Raw genomic sequence first — 17,861 nt, 5'->3', positions numbered from 1 at the left:
CTTAACCCTCGATTTTCGACAATGGCTGGAGCGCTATAGCGCCCCAGATAAGAAACTAGATGTTGCTTGTAGGTGTTCAAAAAAAGGTGCGATGATGCGGCTGAATTCCGGTACCAACTGCGACCCTTTCCACCACTGTGAGTCTGGAAACGACGTAAACGCATCCATGAAGAATAGTGCCGCTGACACTATAAGAACACCTCGTAAACCGCCAAACACGATACCAAGGACTCTATCCGTTCCAGACAAACCTGTCTTCTGCACTAATTGAGCAATCACATAATTGACGATAGCACCGACAATCAGAGTTGCAATAAACAGAGCAGCGATCGCGGACCCGTTTCGGATCATGTCATCTTCGATATTGGTGAAATACATCGCCAATTTCGCGTAGTACTGACTGGCAATAAAAAAGGCGCCAAACCAGATAACAAGAGACAGTGCTTCTTTCGCGAAGCCACGAATTAAACTGATCAGCGCTGAGAGGCCGATCACACTTAAAATGACAATATCTAACCAGTTCATGTTGTTCTACATCTTAAGTTGGCGCGCATTTTAACAGAAAAAACGCTGACGCAAACGTTTTCTTATGGATTTAGTGGTTTAAATTTAAGCAATCGGCCTTTTGAGCCAGTGATCTTTTCCAGTTCAATCACTTGGCGTTCGAGTTTACTCTTCGACACATCAGGACCAATAATTACTCGGGTAAAACCATTCTCTAATTTGGTGTGTGCTTGGTATCCGCGCTTTTGCAAATCATCCACGACGTTCTGCGCATTCTCTGCGTTTTTTAACGCCATCAGTTGGATGATCCATGCACTGTCTTGGTACTCATTGCGTTCAGGGATGGCTTTAACGATCACCTCGAGTGGCGCCTCTTCTGCACTCTCCTCTTGAGTGACGACCGCAACAGGCGTATCGGGCAGCGCTTTCGAGTCATCCACCGGATCGAGAATCTCAAACGATTCCAGATCGCTTTCAAGCTCCGGTTTTAGCGGAATACTGGCGATCTCTTCCTGATAGTGGCTTTTCTTGCCATCGAGCACATCGGGCAATACGATGACGCCAATCGCCACTAAGATGATGGTACCGACTAAGCGGTTTTGAAATTTGCTCGCCATTTAATCTCCTTGTGTTTGCCAATGCGCCAACACTTCCCCAACGGTATGAAATGAGCCAACAACCAGTATCACATCGTCTTGGCCCGCCTTTGTCATCGCGGCTTCAAAAGCCAGCACCGGAGAATCAAAGGTTTGAGTCGCAGCTGGTAAATGGCTTGCCAGTTCATTAGCGTCTGCGGCGCGAGGGCCATGCAGTGAAGCTGGATACCAGTGCGAAGAGAGTTCGCTCAAGATAGCCAGCGTCGCCTTGATGTCTTTATCATGCAGCATGCCCACCACAGTATGAATCACACGTTTTGGGTATTGCTTTGCTACACGTTCAACTAGGTATTGCGCTGAATGTGGATTGTGCGCGACATCCAAAAGTATCACTGGCGAAGTGTGCAGAGTTTGCATGCGCCCTGGCAAGGTGGCGTTTTTAAGGCCGTTGACGATATTGATATCTGTGATATCCAGATTGGCGTTTGCCAGCGCCGTTAAGGCCGTCGCCGCGTTCTGCAGTGGCAGTCCGGGAATGGGTAGCTCGTTTAATTCAAAAGTGCCAAGTTGCCAGCGCCATTGTGTCTCTGATTGTTGCTCATAGTGGTATTGAATCCCTACTTGAAAGAGCTCAGCCTGAATATCATCGGCGTGTGCTGCCACGGTTGATGGCGCTTTCGGTTGACCGCAAATCGCTGGTTTGCCTGCGCGAAAGATGCCGGCTTTCTCAAAACCAATCACGTTAATGTCATCGCCCAACCAATCGACGTGGTCGATGGCTAAACTGGTAATCACGGATACGTCATGATCGACGACATTGGTGGCGTCTAAACGCCCGCCCAAACCGACCTCAAGCAAGACAACATCCACTTGCTCGGTTTGAAACAGGCGTAACGCCGCAAGCGTGCCAAACTCAAAAAAGCTTAGGCTGATATCCCCGCGCTGCTGTTCAATGAAATCGAAGGCTTGGCAATGCTTCTCATCAGCTAAATCGACGCCATTGACGCGCACGCGCTCGTTGTATCGAATTAAATGAGGAGAAGAGTAGACACCGACTTTATACCCTGCGTCGAGCAAAATCGCTTCCATCAAAGCGCAAGTAGAACCTTTGCCGTTGGTGCCAGCAACGGTAATGACTGTCGGAGCGGGTTTGGTTAAGTTGGCTTGTTGTGCGACGGCTTGGACTCGGTCTAGCCCGAGATCGATCGCTGAGGTGTGGATGTTGGCTAAATAATCAAGCCACATCGTAAGAGGGGATGTGGCTTGTGGAATTTGGGTTTGACTCATCTAACTGAAACCATAAATTGTGGTGGTTTGTTAGTGTGTTACTTTACCCTTTTTCGTCCGCTTCTGGTACTTCATATGCAGGTTCATTTGGCGCATCATTCACAGAAACCACCAATGGCGACGGTTGATTGGTCATTTTGGCCAACAAACTGCCGATGCGTTGACGCATTTCACGGCGATCAACAATCATATCGATAGCCCCGTGTTCCAATAGGAACTCACTGCGCTGGAAGCCTTCTGGAAGATCTTCACGAACGGTTTGTTCAATCACACGGCGACCAGCAAAACCAATCAGTGCTTTGGGTTCACCGATATTGATATCGCCTAGCATCGCTAAGCTCGCCGATACACCGCCCATAGTTGGGTCCGTCATCACTGAGATGAACGGCAAGCCTTTTTGCGATAGTCGCTCTAACGCTGCACTGGTTTTTGCCATCTGCATCAGAGACATTAGCGCCTCTTGCATTCGCGCACCACCACTGGCCGAGAAACAAACTAAACCACAGTTGTTTTCCATCGCCGCTTCAACCGCACGTACGAAACGAGCGCCAACGACTGAACCCATCGAGCCACCCATAAAGGAGAACTCAAACGCACACGCAACCACAGGTAGACCCAACAGCTCGCCTTGCATAACGATGAGCGCGTCTTTTTCACCACTGCTCTTTTGCGCAGCAGAAATACGGTCTTTGTATTTCTTCGAATCGCGGAACTTGAGCTTATCTTGTGGCTCAAGCTCAGTGGCTAACTCAGTACGATTGCCTTCATCCAAAAATGTTTCAAGACGACGACGCGACGACATGCGCATGTGGTGATCACATTTAGGACAAACTTCTAGATTTCGCTCTAGTTCAGCGTGATAAAGCACTTGTTCACACGATGTACATTTGGTCCATACCCCTTCAGGGATTGACGCTTTTCTCGATGTGCCGATATTGCTCTTTTCTAAAATCTTTTCAAGCCAACTCATGGAAGACCTTTTCTCTCTCGATCCCCGTTCAATACAGGGATTCAAATTCTGAATTTACGCGTGAGGATTAAAGCATATTAAATGCCAAGTGTAGACAAAAAACTGGTTGTACCTATTTTCTGGCTCTCTGTCTCACGCCCTAACGTCCTGATTGATTAGACAATTTATCACGAATTAGTTCAGATTGTCTGGCAAAAACAGAGGTCCGATCGGTACACGTGGCAACTGATACTCATCCGGATAATCCACATCCACCAAGTATAATCCTTCTGCTTTCGCTGTGGCGCCCGCCAATTTTCTGTCTTTCACGCCAAGCAACCACTCTATCCACTCGGGCTTTTGTTCCCCACGTCCCACGCAGATAAGGCTGCCGGTAATGTTACGTACCATATGATGCACAAAGGCATTGGCCTTAATATCAATCACGACATATTGCCCGTGACGAGACACATGCAGGTGCATCACATTGCGCCAAGGGCTACGAGATTGGCATTGCACCGCTCGAAATGAGGTAAAGTCGTTTTCGCCGAGCAAATACTGCCCAGCTTGGTGCATCAATGCTTCATCCAGTTCACCGTGGTAGTGGCTCACGCCTGACGAGAGGAGCCCGGGTCTGAGAGGGCTATTGAAGATAATATAGCGGTAGCGTCGCGCGGTCGCAGAGAAACGAGCATGAAACGACTCCGGTACCTCTTTCGCCCAGCGAACACAGACATCCGATGGCAAATTGGCGTTCACGCCCATAGTCCACGCCACCATTTTTCTTTCTGCCGTGGTATCAAAGTGAACCACTTGGCCTGTGCCATGTACGCCTGCATCTGTCCTGCCAGCACATTGCACTTCAACGGGGTGATTGGCGACAACACTCAACGCTTTCTCGAGCGCTTCCTGAACACTTTTCACCTCTTTTTGGCGTTGCCAGCCATAGTATTGAGTACCGTTATATTCGATACCTAACGCTATTCTCATCTGCAGAATCTCTTTAAAAATGGGCCGGGCAGTATACCTTTAATAAGGATAAAAAATAAGAGGGCCGCTGCCCTCTTACCTCACTCTAACTCGCCTATCCGCGGTTGATTTTGTCAATCAGACGTTTGGCTTCTCGACGAATCTCGTCACTGCCATCAACAATCGCCTCTTCGAGCAGTTTGATGGCCCCTTGCGCGTCATTCATCTCAACGTAAATCTTGGCGAGATCAAGTTTTCCTGCCGCCTCTGCGTTTGAATCGACATCAATCTCATCACCAATGTCACCGATCACATCAGGGAAATCATTCAGGCCAACATCCAACTTGAGCTCGTCATCCAACTCTTGCTGCTCTTCCATCTCCACTTCTGCCATCAGTTCATCAATGGTTCTAAACTGATTTTGCTGTGGGCTGAAATCGTCGGCGCTGTCTTGAATACTCCAATCTTCATCGCTGACCTCAGGTTGCTCTAAAGCATTATCTTGATCCCAAACCCCACGCTCTTCTTCAGGAATGTCATCCGAAATCTGTGCCTGCTGCTCGGGAGAGAGCGTAAAGCCGTTCCAATCTTCGCCGCCCATCTCGAGCATAGCGTCAATATCCATACCGGCACTGTCAGACGTTGTGGCATCGATCGGGCTGTCAAATGAGAAGCTAGGTGTGGCATCCTCGCTGTCTGCAAGCAACTCATCAAACGCCTGCTCATCAAACTCTTGTGCGGCCATTGCCTCAGCGACGTCGATATCAGCGGGGCGTTCGGAAGGAATTTCCGACAGTTCAGGCGTCTCCAAATCGTCTAAATTGAAATTGACCTCATCGGCACTCTCTGCGTCCCCATCTGTGGTCGGCATGTCAGCCAGCGCTTCGTCTTCACCATATTCAGGCAATTCCAGCTCATCAAACTCGGTCAGTTCCTGCCCAACAGGCTCGCCTTGGTCATCAGACATCGGCTCTGAAGCCATATCTGCCAGTGCGTCATCCTCATTATATTCAGGCAGCTCAAGCTCATCGGTATCGACTGATTCCGTCGCTTGCTCCTCTTGAGGAGAGTCTGCACTCGACGCTAGCGCCTTCTCTTCAAGATCAATGAATGGCTCATCGCCCAAATCCGCCAGAGCATCGTCTTCGTTGTATTCGGGAAGCTCGAGATCATCGAAGTCGAAAGGCTCATCGTCACTGACTGATTTCTCTGGCTCTGGTGTGGCAGGCTCGTTGGCCATATCCGCAAGCGCATCGTCTTCACTGTATTCTGGAAGCTCTAAATCATCAAAATCAAGAGTCTCATCGTCACTGACTGATGTCTCTGGCTCTGATGTGGCAGGCTCGTTGGCCATATCCGCAAGCGCATCGTCTTCACTGTATTCTGGAAGCTCTAAATCATCAAAATCAAGAGTCTCATCGTCACTGACTGATCTCTCTGGCTCTGGTTCGGCAGGCTCGTTGGCCATATCCGCAAGTGCGTCTTCTTCACTGTATTCTGGAAGCTCTAAATCATCAAAATCAAGAGTCTCATCGTCACTGATTGATCTCTCTGGCTCTGGTGTGGCAGGTTCTTTGGCCACATCCGCAAGCGCGTCTTCTTCACTGTATTCTGGAAGCTCGAGATCATCAAAATCGAGAGTCTCATCGTCACTGACTGATTTCTCTGGCTCTGATGTTGCAGGCTCATTGGCCACATCCGCGAAGGCATCTTCTTCAGTACGTTCTGGAAGTTCCAAATCATCGACGTCAGAGATATCACTGACAGATTGCGACAGTGGATCTGCACTGTCCAATGTATCCGCATCAGTTTGTATCTCTGGTGTTGGGTCTTCCACCAGCCAATCTTCATCTTGCGGAACACCAAACTCATTCGCAGCGACTTCAGGGGCTGATGATGGTGCAAGCTCCAGCTCGTCTGATGATTCCTTCTCATCCGATTCCGGTGCTTCTACCGCTTCACTCTCCTGTGTGTTAGAAGCTGGTTGATCACTGTCCTGGTCCCATCCAGCATCAACGGCAGGTGTACTCTCATCCTCTACAGGTTGTGTTGGTTCTGGCTCAGTCGCTAAGTCATCCTTAACCGGACTCTCTTCTAATGGGCGCTCTTCAACGTGTGGCTGCTCAACCTCTTCAATGGCAGACGTCAGCCAATCTTCATCGTCATCGTCAGCATCATCACTTTGGTCATCATCACTCAGCGTAGCTGGCTCTGCTGGCGTTTCCTCACTGCCGCTTTGCGGCAACAACTCGTCACTATCGAGCGGCGTCTCTGAGTCATAATCAGGATTTTCCACTTCGTCGATAGCGGCGCTTAACCAGTCGTCTTCATCTTCTTCTGGCTCTGGCTCTGGCTCTGGCTCTGGCTCTGGCTCTGGCTCTGGCTCTGGCTCTGGCTCTGGCTCTGGCTCTGGCTCTGGCTCTGGCTCTGGCTCTGGCTCTGGCTCTGGCTCTGGCTCTGGCTCTGGCTCTGGCTCTGGCTCTGGCTCTGGCTCTGGCTCTGGCTCTGGCTCTGGCTCTGGCTCTGGCTCTGGCTCTGGCTCTGGCTCTGGCTCTGGCTCTGCAGGGATGAGATCAGACTCGTCCTGCTCGTCAAGCGCTAACGTAGATAAATCAGGGTCTTGTTGTTGTTCGTCGAGCAATGGGTCACCTTGCGGGGCAACACTCATCATATCGTCGATGAACTCTTCGCTAGAAAAACCTTTCTCTGGTTCTGGTTCTGGTTCTGGTTCTGGTTCTGGTTCTGGTTCTGGTTCTGGTTCTGGTTCTGGTTCTGGTTCTGGTTCTGGTTCTGGTTCTGGTTCTGGTTCTGGTTCTGGTTCTGGTTCTGGTAAAGTCTGTTCCTCTGCTTGCGCTTGGTCAAGCAAGGTATCGACATCTTCACTCACGCTCTCGCTAGGCGACACGTCGTCAGCAATGGCTTCTAGGCTCTCTTCACTACTCTGCTCAATATCAAGCAGCTCTTCGAACAAGTCAGTGGCGTCATCGTTGAGATCCTCTTCGCCATCTTGCCCTACCAGTTCATCCAGCAGATCCGTGCCCGTATCAAGAGGGGCATTTAACTCATCGGCACCAATCAGCTCATCGAGTTCACTGTCGAGTAGAGATTGTGAATCCTCAAACGGGTCCTCTTCATCGACCTCCAGCAACTCGTCGAGTAACTCGGTGCTCTCAGGCTCAACGCTCTCTTCAATATCAGCGCCAATCAAGTCGTCGAAGTCATCCTCTTCGTCATCATCAAGCTGGAAGTCTGACTCTAGCATTTCGTCAAGCAGAGCGGCGTCATCGACCGAGTTAGACTCGAGTTCCTCTAAGTTAGCTTGCGCCTCCGCTTCTGCGAACAGCGCATCAATATCATCATCGGATGCAATTGAGGTTTTTGTCAGTTCGTCATCGGCCTCATCACTCAAATCAAACGCATTTTCCGCTTCATCAAGCAACTCATCGAAGTCGACATCGCCCTCATCACTCTCTTTGTTCTGCTCAAACAAATCATCCAACATGGATTGATCGAGCTCGCTACTTTCTAGCGAGTCGTCATCGCTGTCACCGGCGAGCAACGAGTCAATGTCATCTTGACTAAAGTCACCCCCATCCGAGAGGTCGAAACTGTCATCTTCATCGTCGTCCATCACGACATCATCAAGCGCACGTTCCATCTCTTCCAAGCTGAGCGCTTTATCGTCCCCTTTGACGCTGATACCGTTGGCACTGTCCACTTCATCGGCAAGGGTTTCATCCAGATCGCCGTCATCGCCGATACCGGCGAATGGGTCCTCACCCTCTTCGCCCTCGAGGTTGAAGTCTAAATCGCTGTCATCAAGGTCGGCAAACACATCCGCTTCATCACTTTGCTCTTCCGACTCATCGGAGAACAGCGCTTCACCGTCATCTGACTCGCCAAACAAGTCATCATCAAGCAACAGATCATCACCAATATCTTCATTGAGGGTATCGGGGACAACAGGTGCAACCGTTGGTGTCGCTTCCGGTGTGGTTTCTGCTTGAGGCTCCGATTTAGAACGGCGCCCGAGTAACAACACGACCAACAAACCAATGATCAAACCAGGAACCACCGCCATTGCGGCCACTGCCCAAGTGTTCGATAGCAACTTATCCCATTGGCTTGGCGCCATTTTTTGCTCTTCCGCCAGCTTGAGACGTTCGGCTTCCAGCAGTTTTTCAACTTCGTTACGAATGCGAGATTCATCGCCCAAGGAGTCTTTGAGTACGTCCACTTCCGACTGAACCTGTGCAAGCATCAGGCGCAATTTGTGGTTTTTCTCCTCCAACGCCATCAACTCTGTTTCGGAGGTTTTGAGCTGATTTTCTAGCGTCGAGACTTCACCTTGGCGCTCTTGATTGGCAATATCTTTCAAATCGCTGTTTTGTGAGGCACTGTCTTGTGGGCGACTTTCAGGTGCACTCGGCACATCTTGCGCCGGTTTGGCCATCACGTCTGGCGTTGTAGACTCAACGACCGGAGCGTCGACTGGCGCCGTGACCACAGGGGTTGCCCGTTGAGGCTGAGGCGCTGGGGAGACGGGTTGAGTCGGAGTTAAGCGCGCTTGATGCGCCGCCATCACATTGACCGCTTGTTCAGTGGTAGCACTCTGGATTTGCGCTAATGAAGGGATACGAAGATTGCTGCCTGGGATCAGTTCATGGATATTTTGGTTGTCGAAAGCTTGGGGATTGATCTGATAAATAGCGTAGAGGGTTTGCTGCACAGAGACTTGATTAGAGGGTCTCAGTTGCGAAGCGATGCTCCATAAGGTCTCTTGTTCGCCAGTCGGTCCGTAGAAGCGTGACGGTTCATTCGCTAGTCCAGAGCGACGCGCAAGCGGCTGTGCAAACTGTGGAGAAGACTGAATTTCGCCATTTGGACCCTTTAGGCGAATGCTTTCTGCACTAACGATGGATGTCTGAGTCACGGCCACCAATGCCAAAGGCAAAAGCAGGCGCTTAAAAATATGAAGCATAAAAGGCTCAGCTATGTGCTTAATAGTTTGAAAACGTTGATCTGTTAAATATATCGGATAAACGCAGTAAAACTATAGGCTGAGAGCCAAAAAATGTGTGTCCTACGCCATAATCGCATGAATCTCACACTAATTTTCTTACTTTGATTAAAAAAGCCTCGCACTAGGGCGAGGCTCTTAAAAGCGAAGCGGACACTCACTACTCAGTAGTAATCGCGAATCAACACTTCGGCGATTTGTACCGCGTTGGTCGCCGCGCCTTTGCGGACGTTGTCGGCCACCACCCACAAATTGACGCCACTGTGGTGGCTAATGTCATTGCGGATTCGTCCGACCATGACGTGATCTTTGCCGCCAGCATCGCGAACTTGGGTCGGAAAATCCTCGCCATGGAATACTTCAACCCCTTCGGTTTGCTCCAACATCTGCACGACTTCGCTTGCGTCAATCGGCGCACGAGTTTCTACGTGGACCGCTTCAGCATGGCCATAAAACACCGGCACGCGAACGCAGGTCGGGTTCACCGTTATGGATGGATCATTAAAGATTTTTTGCGTTTCCCACACCATCTTCATCTCTTCTTTGGTGTAGCCGTTTTCCATCATCTGGTCGATCTGTGGAATACAGTTGAACGCGATCTGCTGAGAGAACTGGTTGGTTTCAGCGGGTAACCCATTGAGTAGTTTAGCCGTTTGCCCTGCCAGCTCATCAATACCGGCTTTGCCTGCTCCTGACACTGATTGGTAAGTCGAGACATTGATGCGCTCGATACCGACGGCATCATGAATTGGCTTGAGCGCCACCAACATTTGAATAGTCGAGCAATTTGGGTTAGCGATGATGTTGCGGTTACGAAATTCCGCAATCGCTTCTGGATTGACCTCAGGCACCACAAGAGGAATGTCATATTCATAGCGGAAGTGTGACGTATTGTCGATCACGACAACGCCTTCCTCTGCAGCGATGGGTGCCCATTTCGCCGACAAATCGCCCCCAGCGGAAAACAGCGCAATATGAACTTGAGACCAGTCAAAATTCTCAACATTCTCTACTTTGATCGTTTTGCCATTAAAACGGTAGCTTTTGCCCTCACTGCGCTCACTGGCAAGTAGGTAGAGATCACCCACGGGAAATTTGCGTTCTTGTAAAACGTCTAAAATCGTCTCACCGACGGCGCCTGTCGCGCCCAAAATGGCAACATTGTATTGCTGGCTCATTGATTTACCTCAACCTGAAAACCTAGTTTGGCTAGGGGTGACAACTGACAATCAGCCGTCCCCCCTAGCGTGATGGCACTGTATTCGCGTCTATCCCAGTAATTTTTACGCATGGCGTCAAAGGCCCCGGGCTGACCGATTTCTCGGCGAAACAGTGCATCATCTTTACGCACATCATAGACGAGCTGTGTGATCGTGTGTAGCGTCGCCTCATCCCACGCTCGATTAAGCTCAAGACGAGGAACCGGCGCGATCGGCAACAGTTCACTGGCGTTCGCGCTCAACTCTTGATTTAAAAACTCACAAAAGGCATTAAAGATCATCGTCGTGCCACGAGCTTTCCCCTCAAGCCCATATCCAGCCACATGAGGGGTCGCGAATGCTAGCAGAGGCAGCAACTCCATATCAACCTCAGGTTCAAATTCGAACACGTCCAGTGCTGCAATAAAGCCATCTTGACGCGCAAGCCGCGCCTTAAGTGCACTGTTGTCCACGATGGGACCCCGCGCCGCATTGATCAAGATTTGGTCGCCGCGAAAACGGTTGAGTACCGCTTCATCGATAAGGTGATGGGTAGGATACTCACCCTCTTTCGTAATTGGCGTATGGATGGTGATAATATCCGCCTGCTCGAGCAAGGTATCCAGAGGAGTAAACGAACGCATGTCGCCTTGCGCTTGTTTTGGTGGATCATTGATGAGCACTTGAATGCCGATCCCTTCCAAACACGCTTGTAAGTAGCTGCCCACCTGACCAGCACCAATAATGCCAACGGTTTTATCAAACACCGAGAAACCGTGTTGCTGCGCTAGCACCATCATCACACTCACCACATATTCAGCAACGCCGACTTTGTTGCATCCGGGAGCGGCGGTAAAGAAGATACCTCGTTCACGCAATAGCGCTTGGTCGACATGGTCCACCCCCGCCGTTGCGGTGCCGACAAATTTCAGTTTATTGGCGTTGGCGATAAGCTCTGCGTTCACTTTGGTGACGGAGCGAATCATCAGCGCATCCACATCGATAAGGTCTTGCGCAGTGATTTGTCGGCCTGATTTCAACACCACCTCACCCAGTTGGCTAAATAGCCCTTCGGCGTAAGGCATGTTTTCATCGATTAGAATTTTCATGGTGTGCTGTCTTTGATTAAAGGGCGTTGGGGCGATTGTGCAGAAAAGCAGGCTCGGTGTCGAGTAGCACGCCCCGCCTGACGTAAAAAAGCCCGGCGCATGGCCGGGCAATTATCCAGAACAAAAGGATCCTAACCCGCTCTCCATGGGTCAGAGTCTGCGTCTGTTCGGCGGTGAGTAAAACTCTTCACCACCAGTCCTGGAAACGGGTGTCTGGCGAACCAGCGCGAGCGATTAAGCTTGGTACTTTTTAATCACCAACGTCGCGTTCGTTCCACCAAAGCCGAAGCTGTTTGACATCACAGTGTTCAACTCAGCGTCACGCGCTTGAGTCACAATATCAAGGCCTTGAGCCGCTTCGTCGAGATTTTCGATGTTCACACTTGGGGCAATAAAGTTGTGAGTCAGCATCAAAGTTGAGTAGATGGCTTCATGTACGCCTGCAGCGCCCAATGCGTGACCTGTCATCGCTTTCGTTGCTGAAATTGCTGGGCTGTTTTGACCAAACAGCTCTTGAATCGCACCCAACTCTTTCACATCACCAACCGGTGTAGAGGTGCCGTGCGTGTTGACGTAATCAATACTATCGACAGCTTGCATCGCCATCTTCATACAACGCACCGCGCCTTCACCTGATGGCGCCACCATATCGTAGCCATCAGAGGTTGCGCCGTAGCCAACAATTTCGCCGTAAATTTTCGCGCCGCGCGCAAGCGCGTGCTCAAGCTCTTCGATGACTAACATACCGCCACCCCCAGAGATAACGAAACCATCACGGTCCGCATCGTAGGTACGAGACGCTTTTTCTGGTGTCTCGTTGTACTTAGTCGACAGAGCGCCCATCGCATCAAACATCATGGTTTGAGACCAATCGAGCTCTTCACCACCACCGGCAAAAACGATGTCTTGTTTACCCAGTTGAATTAGCTCCATCGCGTGACCAATACAGTGCGCAGAAGTCGCACACGCCGAGCTCATTGAGTAGTTCACGCCGCGGATTTTAAACGGTGTCGCAAGACACGCAGAAACTGTCGATGACATCGTGCGAGGCACCATGTATGGACCAACACGTTTCACGCCTTTGGCACGCATGGTGTCAGTCGCCACCGTTTGATTAAGCGCAGATGCGCCACCTGAACCTGCCACAATACCGGTACGATCGTTAGAGACCAACTCTGGAGTCAGGCCTGCGTCTTCAATCGCTTGTTCCATTGATAGGTAAGCATACGCAGCCGCATCACCCATAAAGCGCATCTGTTTACGGTCGATATGCTCTGCTGGGTTGATTTTTAGATCACCCCAAACCTGCGAACGTAGACCGTGTTCTTTAAACTGCTCAGAGGCAGTGATACCAGATTTTCCTGCTTTTAGAGACGCTAACACTTCTTCGGCGTTGTTACCGATACTCGAAACAATACCCATACCGGTGATTACGACACGTTTCATTATGACAATCCTATAAATTAAATTTCCGCTAGATAATAACGAAGTTGCCCTGCAAAAGTGGTCAGCTTTCCCATAAATCCGTACAATCTTCACACTTTTAATGTCTAAATAGAAAGAACTCTGACTCTCTATGACCACTATTTCGCACGCCCAGCTTGGCTGGAATGAAGCTGGCACACCAGTTTCCGACCAATTTGACGACGTCTACTTCTCCAACGTTAATGGTCTTGAAGAAACCCGTTATGTTTTCCTGACCCAAAATCATCTTCCGCAAAGATGGCAGGAATATGACCAACGCCGTTTTGTGGTGGCAGAAACCGGTTTTGGCACAGGGCTTAACTTCCTTGCGTTGTGGCAATGGTTTGATGAATTTAGACAGCGCCATCCTGATGCGCCACTTAAAGAGCTGCATTTTGTCAGTTTTGAGAAGTACCCCCTAAGCAAAGAAGACTTGGCCAAAGCGCACCTCGCGTGGCCTGAGCTGGCCAGCTACGCGCAAAAGCTGCAAAAGCACTATCCGATTGCAGTGCCTGAGTGTCACCGTATTGTGCTCGATAACGGTGCCGTGACGTTAGATCTCTGGTTTGGTGACATTGAAGATTGCCTCCCTCTGGTTCCAGTCCCTGAGCAAGGCTTCGTTGACACCTGGTTTCTCGACGGATTTGCTCCGAGTAAAAACCCAGAAATGTGGAATCAAACGCTGTTTGACGGCATGGCGAGACTCGCCAAACAAGGCTGTCACTGCGCCACCTTTACTGCCGCCGGTTTTGTCCGTAGAGGGCTGATTGAAGCGGGCTTTGCGATGAAAAAAGTCAAAGGCTTTGGCACCAAAAGAGAGATGATTGCGGGTGAGTTGAGTGAACGCACACCTTACAGCAACCTCTCCCCCCTCTTTGCGCGGCCAAATAGCGCAGACGCAGAGTCGATCGCCATTGTTGGTGGTGGCATTGCCAGCGCAACTTTAGCCACGGCGCTGATTCGACGCGGGAAACGCGTCACGCTCTATTGCCAAGATAAAGCCGCAGCAATGGGCGCCTCTGGCAATCGACAAGGCGCGGTGTACCCACTGCTCAATGGCAGCCACAGCTGCGTGTCACGCTTTTTCGCCCCTGCTTTTCTCTTTGCCCGTCAATTTGTCGAGCAAGCCAGTGAACGCTTTCATTTCGATCACGACTGGTGCGGCGTCACTCAATTGATGTGGGATGAAAAATCACACACCAAACTGAGCAAACTGAATCAAGTGGGCTTTGATGCTCAACTGGTTGCGCCATTGGACCCGGCGCAGACAGCGCAAACCGTCGGTTTACCGTTGGCTATGCCTAGCGTGCATTATCCATTGGGCGGCTGGCTCTGCCCGGCAGAGTTAAGCCAAGGATTGATTGACGATTTATCCGCACACCCCCTTTTCGAGGTTCGCTTTGAGCATAAGGTCACCGAACTAAAAGCGCACTCAGAGGGCACTTGGACGGTATGCAGCCAACAGGAGTCCCGCACCTTTGATGCGGTGGTGGTCGCCAATGGGCATCAGTTTACCGAGCTTACGCAGACCTCCACTCTGCCACTTGGACGAGTGAAAGGACAAGTAAGTCATATCCCGACCACTGAGCGATTAAGCAGCCTGCGCAACGTACTTTGTTACGATGGCTACATGACGCCGGTGAACCCAAATAACCAGCAGCATTGTATTGGCGCCAGCTACGATCGCACGAGCCTTGATACAGAGTTTGATCCTGCTGCGCAAATCGATAATGGTGAAAAACTCAAGCGCTGTCTCCCCAACCAAGATTGGACTCAGGATGTCGATACCAGTGACAACCAATCTCGCCAAGGCATTCGCTGCGTGAGCCGCGACCATCTGCCGTTTATCGGTGCGGTGGGCGTGCAGAGCGCGACGATGGAACAATACAAAACATTAGCAACACAGCAAGAGGATGAGGTGCTGCCGGTACCAAGTTATCCGAATCTATATTGCATGTTGGGGCTAGGTTCGCGTGGATTGAGCAGCGCACCGTTGCTGGCGGAAACACTTGCTTCACAGATGTGTGGTGATCCGATGCCACTGCCTGTCGACATCCTCGATGCCTGTCACCCGAGTCGGATGTGGGTAAGAAAATTAAGAAAGGGGAAGCCTATTACTGAGTTGTAATAGGCTTTAGTCAACAAGGCCCGATTGGCTGACTTAGGCTCTTAAGACTCAGACACTTAAGAGTCAGGCACGTAAGGCTTGGTCAGCTAACTCGGCCCATAGATCATTCACTATGGTGCGATCAGCAGGTGACAACTCGCTACGCGCCTCATCTAAACTGGCTTGAATGCGGTGCTTGAACACGTCAAGATCGAGGATTCCCTCTTCTTCACATGCCGCAGCGGAGAGAGAAATGTGCCCACGCAGGTAGCCACCTGCAAACAACTCATCTTCCGATGCTGTCTCAATACGCGCATCAATTAGCGCAAGCAACGCTTCTTCGTATTCCGTGATCATTCTCTGTAGCTACCTAAAATCAGTTTGATTCTCAAAAAGAAGCCAAAGCTTCTCACATTGAGAAACCCAAGGCAAATGCTTGTGTTCACAAGGGGTTGTCCTCTGGCATATCGGTTGCAATAGGGGGTTATGCACCGCAAACAACCAAGGAAATGCTATGAAGATGTCCCGATTGTCCGTCAACGTTCTCGTCGCCTTATCCCTCGCCGCAGCACATCACAGCGCGCGTGCTGAGGTGCCTTTTGCGCAATGTCCCACTCAGGCGTTTCTAATTCAAAACCCAAATGGCTTCCCTGTGGCGTATGGTGTCGACATCGACCTCGGCAGCTATCGCGCGCTCGAGTCCAATATGGGCAGTGCCAAGCTTAATGGCGCCGGTTACAGCAAGCATGATGATTTTATTTACGCGTGGGATTACGATGCCAAGACTCTGGCTAAACTCGATGCCGAATTCGTCAAATACCCGCTCGAGATGACTCAACCCGCCGGCGTACCCGAGCGCATCTATGTCGGTGATGTGGCGGTGCATACTAATGCATGGTTTGGCTACCACCCTTCATACGGCTTAATTAAGGCAGATCTCGAGACTCTGGTCATGACGCAAGTGGCCATTCCCTCTGATTTCGGCAAGCCTGCGATTTATGATCTCGCGTTTCATCCTGACAATGGCCTCGCTTATTCGATTGATGCGAACGGTTATTTGATTGAGATAGACGTTGAAGCCGGTAGTTCGACGCGCCTTAACCAAGTGCTGAACAAAGATCTACTCGGCTACAAGCTCACCTTTGGTGCTATCTATTTTGACGTTGACGGCAATCTCTATGGCAGCAACAACGCCAACGGTTTGGTGTTTCGTGTCACCCTAGACGGTACTCAATCCAGTGCGGATTTTTTTGCCTACGGCCCTTCCAGCAACTCGAATGATGGCGCACGCTGCGCGTTAGCGCCAGTGGTCGCCAGTGACAACACAGACTTTGGCGATGCGCCAGACAGCTATCAAACCAGTTACGCTGCGCTCGGCGCGCGCCATGGTATCAGTGGCTTGACGCTCGGGCTCAGCGTGGATGGTGAGAGCGAGGCTTATCTTCCTCCGTTGAGTGATGATAGCGCCGATGGACTCAACGACGACGATGGTGTCGCGTTTCCCGTCCCGCTGCAAGTGGGCCAAACCAGTATGGTGCAAGTCACGGTCACTGGCGCGAGCGCGGACAGCGTGCTCAATGGCTGGATTGACTGGGACAGAGATGGACAGTTTGACTCCAGCGAACAGATCATTACCGACCGCTCGGTCATTGATGGTACAGCCTCTGTCTTCTTTGATGCGCCAACATGGGCGCAGAGCGGCGAAACCTGGGCGCGTTTTCGCCTCAGTAATACCTCTGGCATCGGTCCAAGTGGCGGCGTGCCTGAAGGGGAAGTCGAAGATTATCTGGTCGATATTACAGAAAGTGGGGTGACCACCGAGTCATACCCAGCCGGCGGTGAGTACACGACGTTTGCCTATGAAGATCAGTACCCGATGCAGGGCGATTACGACATGAATGATGTGTTGATGAACGTGCGCTACACCGAATACCAACTGGATGGCCAAGTGATTCGTCTTAAAATGGAGGGGCAAGTCGCGGCGTTAGGTGGCGATTACCACTCTGGCTTCGCTATCCGCCTTCCAGGTATCGCCCAAAGCGACATCAAACAAGACTCGGTGCGCCTTACTGTCAATGGTGAAGAGCAAAATCGCATCGTCTTAGAACCTGACACCATTGACGCTGTCTTCATCATCGAAGAGGACTTGTGGGATATCACTGAGCCGGGAGAAGCGGCCAATTGCAGCATGTTTCGTACTCAGGAGCAGTGTGGCACGAGCTACCGCCCGACTTGGACCCTGCACGTTACCCTGCTCAACGCGCCGAGCTTAGCGCAGATGCCCGATTTTCCCTATGACCCATTCATCTTTGCCGCGCCCGGACATTACCACGGTGATATAGGTCATCAATTGTCCGGATCTCACCCTGGCCGTAGCTTAGAGATCCACCTAAAGAATGAAGCACCGACGGTCAAGTTTGATCCCCGCTACCGAGCAAATGGCGTCGACGCCTCGTCCAGTGACACTTACTTTCACACCAGCAACGGGCTACCTTGGGCGATTGAAATCCCCACCAACTGGGCCCACCCACTGGAGCAGGTCGATATTCTCAACGCCTACCCAAGTTTTGATGAATTCGCCCAAGATGATAACGGCACCACCGCCACCAACTGGTACACACTCGCAGTACCCAGCCGAATTTACATCGACTAAAGGA

12 protein-coding genes are annotated in these 17,861 nt (G+C 50.9%); 2 read left to right on the top strand and 10 right to left on the bottom strand.

The features are described 5' to 3' along the window. Window positions 1-33: 33 nt before the first annotated feature. The 9 genes from AC6R0R_RS05655 to fabB all read right to left on the bottom strand — a co-directional run bounded on the left by AC6R0R_RS05655 (window position 34) and on the right by fabB (window position 13,079). Window positions 34-525 carry a CvpA family protein gene (locus AC6R0R_RS05655; protein ID WP_334552740.1) on the bottom strand — a complete coding sequence of 164 codons (492 nt, stop codon included), beginning with the start codon at window positions 523-525 and terminating at the stop codon, window positions 34-36. Window positions 526-587: 62 nt separating this feature from the next. Next, window positions 588-1,121: an SPOR domain-containing protein gene (locus tag AC6R0R_RS05650; RefSeq protein WP_500626011.1), complete on the bottom strand. Its 534-nt coding sequence runs from the start codon at window positions 1,119-1,121 to the stop codon at window positions 588-590. Continuing rightward, window positions 1,122-2,387 carry a bifunctional tetrahydrofolate synthase/dihydrofolate synthase gene (gene folC / locus AC6R0R_RS05645; RefSeq protein ID WP_500626010.1) on the bottom strand — a complete coding sequence of 422 codons (1,266 nt, stop codon included), beginning with the start codon at window positions 2,385-2,387 and terminating at the stop codon, window positions 1,122-1,124. 43 nt (window positions 2,388-2,430) lie between these two features. Next, window positions 2,431-3,357, bottom strand: coding sequence for an acetyl-CoA carboxylase, carboxyltransferase subunit beta (gene accD / locus AC6R0R_RS05640; RefSeq protein WP_500626009.1), 927 nt, complete (start codon window positions 3,355-3,357; stop codon window positions 2,431-2,433). Between the two features lie 174 nt (window positions 3,358-3,531). Beyond that, window positions 3,532-4,326 (bottom strand): tRNA pseudouridine(38-40) synthase TruA, encoded by a 795-nt coding sequence (truA, locus tag AC6R0R_RS05635; RefSeq protein ID WP_500626008.1) that lies wholly within the window; start codon window positions 4,324-4,326, stop codon window positions 3,532-3,534. 94 nt (window positions 4,327-4,420) lie between these two features. Further along, window positions 4,421-9,286: a FimV/HubP family polar landmark protein gene (locus AC6R0R_RS05630; RefSeq protein ID WP_500626007.1), complete on the bottom strand. Its 4,866-nt coding sequence runs from the start codon at window positions 9,284-9,286 to the stop codon at window positions 4,421-4,423. A 203-nt stretch (window positions 9,287-9,489) separates the two neighbouring features. After that, the gene (locus AC6R0R_RS05625; RefSeq protein ID WP_334555269.1) at window positions 9,490-10,503 is read right to left on the bottom strand and encodes an aspartate-semialdehyde dehydrogenase; all 1,014 of its coding nucleotides are present in this window, start codon (window positions 10,501-10,503) and stop codon (window positions 9,490-9,492) included. Continuing rightward, window positions 10,500-11,633 carry a 4-phosphoerythronate dehydrogenase gene (locus tag AC6R0R_RS05620; protein ID WP_500626006.1) on the bottom strand — a complete coding sequence of 378 codons (1,134 nt, stop codon included), beginning with the start codon at window positions 11,631-11,633 and terminating at the stop codon, window positions 10,500-10,502. Before AC6R0R_RS05620 ends, AC6R0R_RS05625 begins: the two co-directional genes overlap by 4 nt. A gap of 234 nt (window positions 11,634-11,867) precedes the next feature. Then, window positions 11,868-13,079 (bottom strand): beta-ketoacyl-ACP synthase I, encoded by a 1,212-nt coding sequence (fabB, locus tag AC6R0R_RS05615; protein ID WP_487902647.1) that lies wholly within the window; start codon window positions 13,077-13,079, stop codon window positions 11,868-11,870. 130 nt (window positions 13,080-13,209) lie between these two features. Between fabB and mnmC the strand changes: the two genes are divergently transcribed. Further along, on the top strand, window positions 13,210-15,225 hold the full coding sequence (gene mnmC, locus AC6R0R_RS05610) for a bifunctional tRNA (5-methylaminomethyl-2-thiouridine)(34)-methyltransferase MnmC2/FAD-dependent 5-carboxymethylaminomethyl-2-thiouridine(34) oxidoreductase MnmC1 (protein WP_500626005.1): 2,016 nt from the start codon (window positions 13,210-13,212) through the stop codon (window positions 15,223-15,225). Window positions 15,226-15,288: 63 nt separating this feature from the next. On the opposite strand, the gene AC6R0R_RS05605 is transcribed toward mnmC, so the two are convergent. Continuing rightward, window positions 15,289-15,561, bottom strand: coding sequence for a YfcL family protein (locus AC6R0R_RS05605; RefSeq protein WP_500626004.1), 273 nt, complete (start codon window positions 15,559-15,561; stop codon window positions 15,289-15,291). A gap of 157 nt (window positions 15,562-15,718) precedes the next feature. Between AC6R0R_RS05605 and AC6R0R_RS05600 the strand changes: the two genes are divergently transcribed. Next, a complete protein-coding gene (locus AC6R0R_RS05600; protein ID WP_500626003.1) occupies window positions 15,719-17,857 on the top strand; it encodes an LruC domain-containing protein in 2,139 nt (712 codons plus the stop codon). Window positions 17,858-17,861 lie beyond the last annotated feature (4 nt).

This window comes from Vibrio sp. R12-SW3-ISO1 (genome assembly GCF_059834005.1).
The sequence above is the reverse complement of the archived record's forward strand: the minus strand, read 5'-3'. Positions and strand labels throughout refer to the sequence as shown.

What these genes read in the sequence shown, in the direction of transcription:
- AC6R0R_RS05600 (WP_500626003.1), top strand. Translation starts at nt 15,719, where the DNA reads ATGAAGATGTCCCGATTGTCCGTCAACGTTCTCGTCGCCTTATCCCTC.
- folC (WP_500626010.1), bottom strand. Translation starts at nt 2,387, where the DNA reads ATGAGTCAAACCCAAATTCCACAAGCCACATCCCCTCTTACGATGTGG.
- AC6R0R_RS05630 (WP_500626007.1), bottom strand. Translation starts at nt 9,286, where the DNA reads ATGCTTCATATTTTTAAGCGCCTGCTTTTGCCTTTGGCATTGGTGGCC.
- AC6R0R_RS05620 (WP_500626006.1), bottom strand. Translation starts at nt 11,633, where the DNA reads ATGAAAATTCTAATCGATGAAAACATGCCTTACGCCGAAGGGCTATTT.
- truA (WP_500626008.1), bottom strand. Translation starts at nt 4,326, where the DNA reads ATGAGAATAGCGTTAGGTATCGAATATAACGGTACTCAATACTATGGC.
- AC6R0R_RS05650 (WP_500626011.1), bottom strand. Translation starts at nt 1,121, where the DNA reads ATGGCGAGCAAATTTCAAAACCGCTTAGTCGGTACCATCATCTTAGTG.
- AC6R0R_RS05655 (WP_334552740.1), bottom strand. Translation starts at nt 525, where the DNA reads ATGAACTGGTTAGATATTGTCATTTTAAGTGTGATCGGCCTCTCAGCG.
- AC6R0R_RS05605 (WP_500626004.1), bottom strand. Translation starts at nt 15,561, where the DNA reads ATGATCACGGAATACGAAGAAGCGTTGCTTGCGCTAATTGATGCGCGT.
- mnmC (WP_500626005.1), top strand. Translation starts at nt 13,210, where the DNA reads ATGACCACTATTTCGCACGCCCAGCTTGGCTGGAATGAAGCTGGCACA.
- fabB (WP_487902647.1), bottom strand. Translation starts at nt 13,079, where the DNA reads ATGAAACGTGTCGTAATCACCGGTATGGGTATTGTTTCGAGTATCGGT.
- accD (WP_500626009.1), bottom strand. Translation starts at nt 3,357, where the DNA reads ATGAGTTGGCTTGAAAAGATTTTAGAAAAGAGCAATATCGGCACATCG.
- AC6R0R_RS05625 (WP_334555269.1), bottom strand. Translation starts at nt 10,503, where the DNA reads ATGAGCCAGCAATACAATGTTGCCATTTTGGGCGCGACAGGCGCCGTC.